We start from the raw sequence: 5,799 nt of genomic DNA, 5'->3' as shown, positions 1-5,799 counted from the left end.
ACGTCGGTGTCGTTGGCCAGCACGTTGCCGCTGACCGGATTGGGCGCGGTGTCCTCCTTCACGCCATTGGCGTCGGCGACCGCAACCGGCGCGTCGTTGGTGCCGGTGATGGTGATGGTCAGGTTGGCGTCCGAGGTGCCGCCGTGATTGTCGGCGTTGGTGTAGCTGAAGACGTCGGTGACCGTGGCGCCTTCGGCCAGCTGCTGCACCGAGGCCAGGCCGTTGTTGAGCGTGTAGGTGTAGCTGCCGTCGCTGTTGAGATGCAGCGTGCCATAGCTGCCGACCAGGTCGGCGCCGACATTGGCGGCCGAGCCGTTGACGGCGCTGACGCTGTGGGTGTCGCCGACATCGACGTCGGTGTCGTTGGCCAGCACGTTGCCGCTGACCGGATTGGGCGCGGTGTCCTCCTTCACGCCATTGGCGTCGGCGACCGCAACCGGCGCGTCGTTGGTGCCGGTGATGGTGATGGTCAGGTTGGTCGAGGATGTTGCCCCGTTGGCATCCTTGACGGTGTAGGTGAAGACATCAGTTGCGGTGGCGCCCTGCGCCAGCGCATTGGTCTCGGTATCGACATTGTTGAGTGTATAGGTGTAGCTGCCATTGGCTCCGATTGTGACCGAGCCGTAGGTTCCAACCACCGCCGTGCCGACATTGCTGGCTAGGCCGTTGACAGCCGACACGGCCTTGCTGTCGCCGGTGTCAACATCGGTGTCGTTGGCTAGCACGTTGCCGATAGCGGCCGGATCGCCGGCGAAAGGAGTATTCCCCGGATTGACGCCGGACTCGCTGACGGCATCCCCGGCATTCGTATCAGCGACCGCAACCGGCGCATCGTTGGTGCCGGTGATGGTGATGGTCAATTGCGCGGTATCCGTCAGCCCGTGAGGGTCACGAACCGTGTAGGTAAACACATCGGTGACCGTGGCGCCGTTCGCCAGCGCGTTGGTGTCCACATCACCGTCGTTGAGCGTGTAGGTGTAGGTTCCATTCGCGTTCAGAACCAGCGAGCCATAGGTGCCCACCAACGGAGATCCGACGGTGCCCGCATTTCCAGATCCGGATTCTGCGCCCGTTCGGACCGCCGACACGACGAGAGACGCCTGGCCGTCGTCCGAATCCGTATCGTTGGAAAGCACGTTGCCCGCGGCTGTAGGATCGCCCGCTACAGGTGCATTTCCCGGGCCAACACCGGCCTCGCGCACCGGATCCGCGGCGTTGGTGTCGTTAACTCCGACAGGTGAGCCTGGGTCACGGGCGACGAAAACCTGCTCGATCGCGGAGACTTTCAAATTGATGCTGGTGAAGGTGAATTCTGCCTGACCCGCCTGGCCGGTATTGGCGTTCGTATTTGCGCTGATAAAAGCGCGAAACTGAGCAATCTCGTTGTTAAGCGTCGCCATAAACGAGGTGTTGTTGAGCTGGTCGTTGCTTAAATAGATGAAAAGCGCATCGATCTCGGCGGTGCCTTTGGCAGCGCTTCCGTTGCCGCCGTCATAGACGTCGTAGCCGGAAAAGGTCGTTTGCCCGGTCGTTGTGCCCGTGCCGTAAACCTGGCCGCCAATCTTGTACTGATTTTCCCAAGCTCGATAGATGAGCGTATCCGCGCCGGAGCCGCCCAAGACTGTATCGAAGCCCGAGCCTCCATCCAGCGTGTCCGCACCAGATCCGCCATTCAGCCGGTCGCTTCCGGCGCCGCCGGACAGAATGTCATCTCCGCTGCCGCCAACCAGATTGTCGTTGCTGCTCGTGCCAACGGTTGTGGCCATCTTTCATCCCCCTGGCAGACACGCTCCGCGCCTGCTCGTTGGCCGTCGGAGACGGCTGACTACCCCATGCCGAATGCATCGGCGCCCAGTCTGACGGGGAGAGGAAAGGATCAGAGTGCCATGCAACCAGGCGCAACCCGACGGTCCGGCCCGTGAACGGCCAGCCCAAAAGCGGTTCACAGACAGGTGGAGGCTCGATGGTGATGGCTACGACGGCGATGATCGCCGCGTTGCTTTTCCCCTACCCCAGTAGCGCCGTACTCGTTGTTGCCGGTCGGGAGGTAATTCGCGCTACCCTATATATTAGGATATTATTAACTCTACCGCAGCGCGCGTCAATGTCGAATTCGAAGAAGAGTTAATGACAAAATGCGTACTTGTACGCACAGGGTGGATAAAACTGCATCGCACGGGCAAATAGAAATTCGTCTTCCACGTAGCGGATCAGGCCTGTCCCACCGCTCACACCGCCTTGCCGAGCTTGCCGCCGCGCTCGGCGACCGCCTTCTCGACGGCGCGCTTCAGCTCGTCCTTGATCTCGACAGTGTCGGCCATCAGCGCCTCGATCTTCAGGAAATCGAGGACGCGGTATTTCGAGACGGCCGGGCGGATAAGAATATCCGGCGGATGCTGCCGCAGCTTGTTGGCGATGATCGACTGCATCATCAGCTGCGTGGCGCCATACATCAGGTCGACCGTGGTCGGATGCTTGCGTTCGACGTCGCTCGGCGCCCCGACCACGTCGATGGCGATGATGATGTCGGCATCCTTCTCGACGAGGTCGAAGGGCACCGGGTTGTAGATGCCGCCGTCGATCAGCAAGCGGTCGTCGCGCGTCACCGGGCGGAACACCGCCGGAATGGCTGCCGAGGCGGCCAGCGCCGATTGCAAATCGCCCTGCGAGAACACCGCGAGCTTGTGGCCGAAATAGTCGGTCGCCGTCACCTTGAGCGGAATCTTCAGCTCTTCGAAGGTCGCCGGAATGGCGTCAGGCAGGAAGGCCTTCAGGATGCGCTCGATATTGAACTGGCCGACGCGGATGCCGCCCTGCATGGCCTCGGCGATCGTGCCCGGCCGCGAGCGCCACATGCGCGCGGCCACCTCGGCGCGGCTGCCGAGGATCAAGCGGCTGTATTCATGGATCTCCGCCCCTCGCATTCCGGCGGCCATGCCGGCGCCCATGATGGCGCCGATCGAGGAGCCGGCGATCGCCACCGGTTTGATCCCTAGCTCGTCCAACGCCTCGATGGCGTGAATATGCGCCAGCCCGCGCGCGCCGCCGCCGCCGAAGGCAACCGCGAAGGTCGGGCTCATCCCTTGCGGGCTCCCGCCACCTGCACCAGCGGCGGTCCGATCACCATTATCGCCGGGTCGGCCGACAGAAGCTTCCTTGCCGCCGCCTTGACGTCTGCAAGCGTCACCGCATTGATCAGCGCGGCGCGGCGCTTGATGTAGTCGATGCCGAGATCGTCGAGCTGCAGCTCGACCAGCGTCGCGGCAATGGAACTGGAGGAGTCGAGATTATTGATGGCGTAGGCGCCGATCATGTATTTCTTGTTCGCCGCGAGCTCCTCCTCGGTCGGGCCGTTCTCGGCCATCTCCTTCACCACCTGACGCACAATGGCGAGCGTCTCGGCGGCGCGGTCGGAACGCGTCGCCGTCGTGACCAGCAGCGCGTTGGAATGCTCGTGATCGACGAGATCGGAGCTGACGCTATAGGCAAGGCCGCGCTTCTCGCGCACCTCCTCGTAAAGCCGCGACGTGAAAGTCGAGCCGCCGAGGATCTCGTTCATCAGCACCGCGGCGTAAAAATCGGGATCGCTCCGTTTGACGCCAGGCCAGGCAAGCTGCAGCGAGGTCTGCGGCAGATCGTAGTTCACTTCCAGCTGCTGGCCGAGCTTCAGCGACACGTCCGCCACCTGGGCCAGCGTCTGCGTCTGCGGCAGGTCGCCGAACACCTCGTCCAGCTTGCCGGAGAGCGTGGCGGCGTCGATGTCGCCCACCACCGCCACATGCAGGCCGGCGCGCGCGAAACTCGCTTTGCGAAAGGCCTTGAGGTCGGCGGCCGTTATGGTGGCAAGGCTCTCCTTCGTCCCCTCATCCGGCCGCGCATAGGGATGCTTGCCATAGATCGCGCGCAGCCAGCGCTGCTGGGCGATCGTGTTGGGGTCGCGCTCGTTGGCGAGAATGCCCGAGAGCATCTGGGCGCGGATGCGGTCGATCGGCGCCTGGTCGAAGCGCGGGCTGTTCACCGCCAGCTTCAGCAGGCCGAACGCCTCGTCCTTCTGGTCGGACAGCATGCGCATCGAGCCATAAAGGCCGTCGCGTGCCGCCTGAAAACTGATCTCGGCCCCGGCATCGTCCAGCTTCGACTGGAAGGCCTCGCTGTCGAGGTCGCCGGCGCCCTCGTCGAAAAGGCCGCTCATCAGATTGACCAGACCTTCCTTGCCGGCGGGGTCCTGCGCGGTGCCGCCGTCGAAGACGAAGCGGATGGCAACCAGCGGGATCGAATGGTCTTCGACCAGCCAGGCGGTGATGCCTTTCTTCGACTTCACCTCCTGGATGTTCATCTCCGCGTGGGCGGCCAGCGCCGGCAAGAGCAGGAAGAATAGGGCAAAGCAGAGGGTTGCGACGATACGGTAGACCCCCCCTTCTCCCCTTGTGGGAGAAGGTGGATCGGCGCACAGCGCCGAGACGGAGGAGCATATCGCCCAGCTGGGGCGCCCCTCATCCGGCCGCTTCGCGTCCAGGGGGCGAGCCACGGGTCTCGCCCCGTCCTTCGGACCCCACAAGGGGAGAAGGGAAGAAGCGCCCATTCGTCCGCGTCCCATGCTCATCATCAATTCCCCGCCTGTTGTTGCGGCAGGAGATAGCCGGTCGTCGAGCGGTCGAGCACCAGGTAGCGGGCGGCCGCGGCCTTGACCTCTGCGGCAGTGACCTTCCGGATGCGGTCGGGCCATTCCTCGACATCCTTCACGTTGCCGCCGGTGGCGAGCGTCGAGCCGTACATATTGGCCATGTCGTCCTGCTTGTCGCGAGCAAAGACCATCGAACGGACATAGCGGGTCTTGGCCCGCTCCAGCTCGTCACCGGTCACGCCGTCCTTGGCAATGCGCGCGACCTCGGCATCGACCGCCGCTTCGACATCGGAAAGCTTGGCGTCGCCGCGCGGCGAGCCATAGACGGTGAAGTTGGTGGCGTCGAGCATGGTGCCCTGAAAGAACGCGCCGGTCCCGGAGGCGATGCCCTGCTTCACCACCAGCTGCTGGTAGAGGCGGCTGCGGTTGTCGCCGCCCAGGATTTCGGCCAGGAGATCGAGCGCCTCCGCCTCGCCGGGCTTGGCGGTGTGATAGGACGGGACTACCCATTGCGTGGAAAAGCTCGGCACCGAGACGCGCGCATCGGTCAGCGTCACGGTGCGCTTGGTGTTCTGCTCCGGCTCGACCGGGCGGATGCGCGGCCGCAGGTCCGGCCCGCGCGCCACCTTTCCGTAAGTCCTTTCGGCCATTGCCTTCACCGCGTCCGGATCGACGTCGCCGGCGACGATCACCACGGCGTTGTTCGGCCGGTAGTAGGTGTCGTAGAACGCCTTGGCATCCTCGCGGTTCAATTGCTCCATCTCCTGCATCCAGCCGATCACCGGAATGCGGTAGGGCTGGTTCTGCCAGAGCGTCGCGTCGACCTCCTCGTCCAGCACTGCCTGCGGATCGTTGTCGATGCGCGAGCGGCGCTCTTCCAGGATAACGTCGCGCTCGGTCTTGATGACATCGTCGGTGAGGACGAGGTTGCGCATGCGGTCGGCCTCGAACCCCATCATCTCCTCGAGCGCCGAAGGCGGCACCGTCTCATGGAAGACGGTGTAGTCGTAGGAGGTGAAGGCGTTGTTCGAGCCGCCGATGTCGGCCACGGCGCGGTCGAACTCGCCGGCTGCGTGGTTGCTCGTAGCCTTGAACATCAGATGCTCAAAGAAATGCGCGATGCCGGATTTGCCGGGCGGCTCGTCGGCGCTGCCGATCTTGTACCATACCATATG

4 protein-coding genes are annotated in these 5,799 nt (G+C 63.8%); all 4 read right to left on the bottom strand.

The genetic code is table 11. From position 1 onward, the window contains the following. Window positions 1-1,619: VCBS domain-containing protein (locus EOA32_RS32180; protein ID WP_245499457.1), on the bottom strand; the 1,619-nt coding region annotated here is incomplete at its 3' end. A 609-nt stretch (window positions 1,620-2,228) separates the two neighbouring features. Continuing rightward, complete coding sequence (locus EOA32_RS32175) at window positions 2,229-3,080, bottom strand: patatin-like phospholipase family protein (RefSeq protein WP_128373878.1); 852 nt, start codon at window positions 3,078-3,080, stop codon at window positions 2,229-2,231. Next, window positions 3,077-4,402, bottom strand: a complete 1,326-nt coding sequence (locus tag EOA32_RS32170; protein WP_245499456.1) for a pitrilysin family protein — start codon at window positions 4,400-4,402, stop codon at window positions 3,077-3,079. The genes EOA32_RS32175 and EOA32_RS32170 overlap by 4 nt, the downstream gene beginning before the upstream one ends. Window positions 4,403-4,605: 203 nt before the next feature. After that, window positions 4,606-5,799, bottom strand: a 1,194-nt coding sequence (locus EOA32_RS32165; RefSeq protein WP_145971422.1) for a pitrilysin family protein, incomplete at its 5' end; no start/stop codon positions are given.

It is taken from the genome of Mesorhizobium sp. M1A.F.Ca.ET.072.01.1.1, assembly GCF_004023325.1.
In the GTDB taxonomy this organism is placed as follows: Bacteria; Pseudomonadota; Alphaproteobacteria; order Rhizobiales; family Rhizobiaceae; genus Mesorhizobium.
Note: the sequence above shows the minus strand (reverse complement) of the source record. Positions and strands in the feature narration are given on the sequence as shown.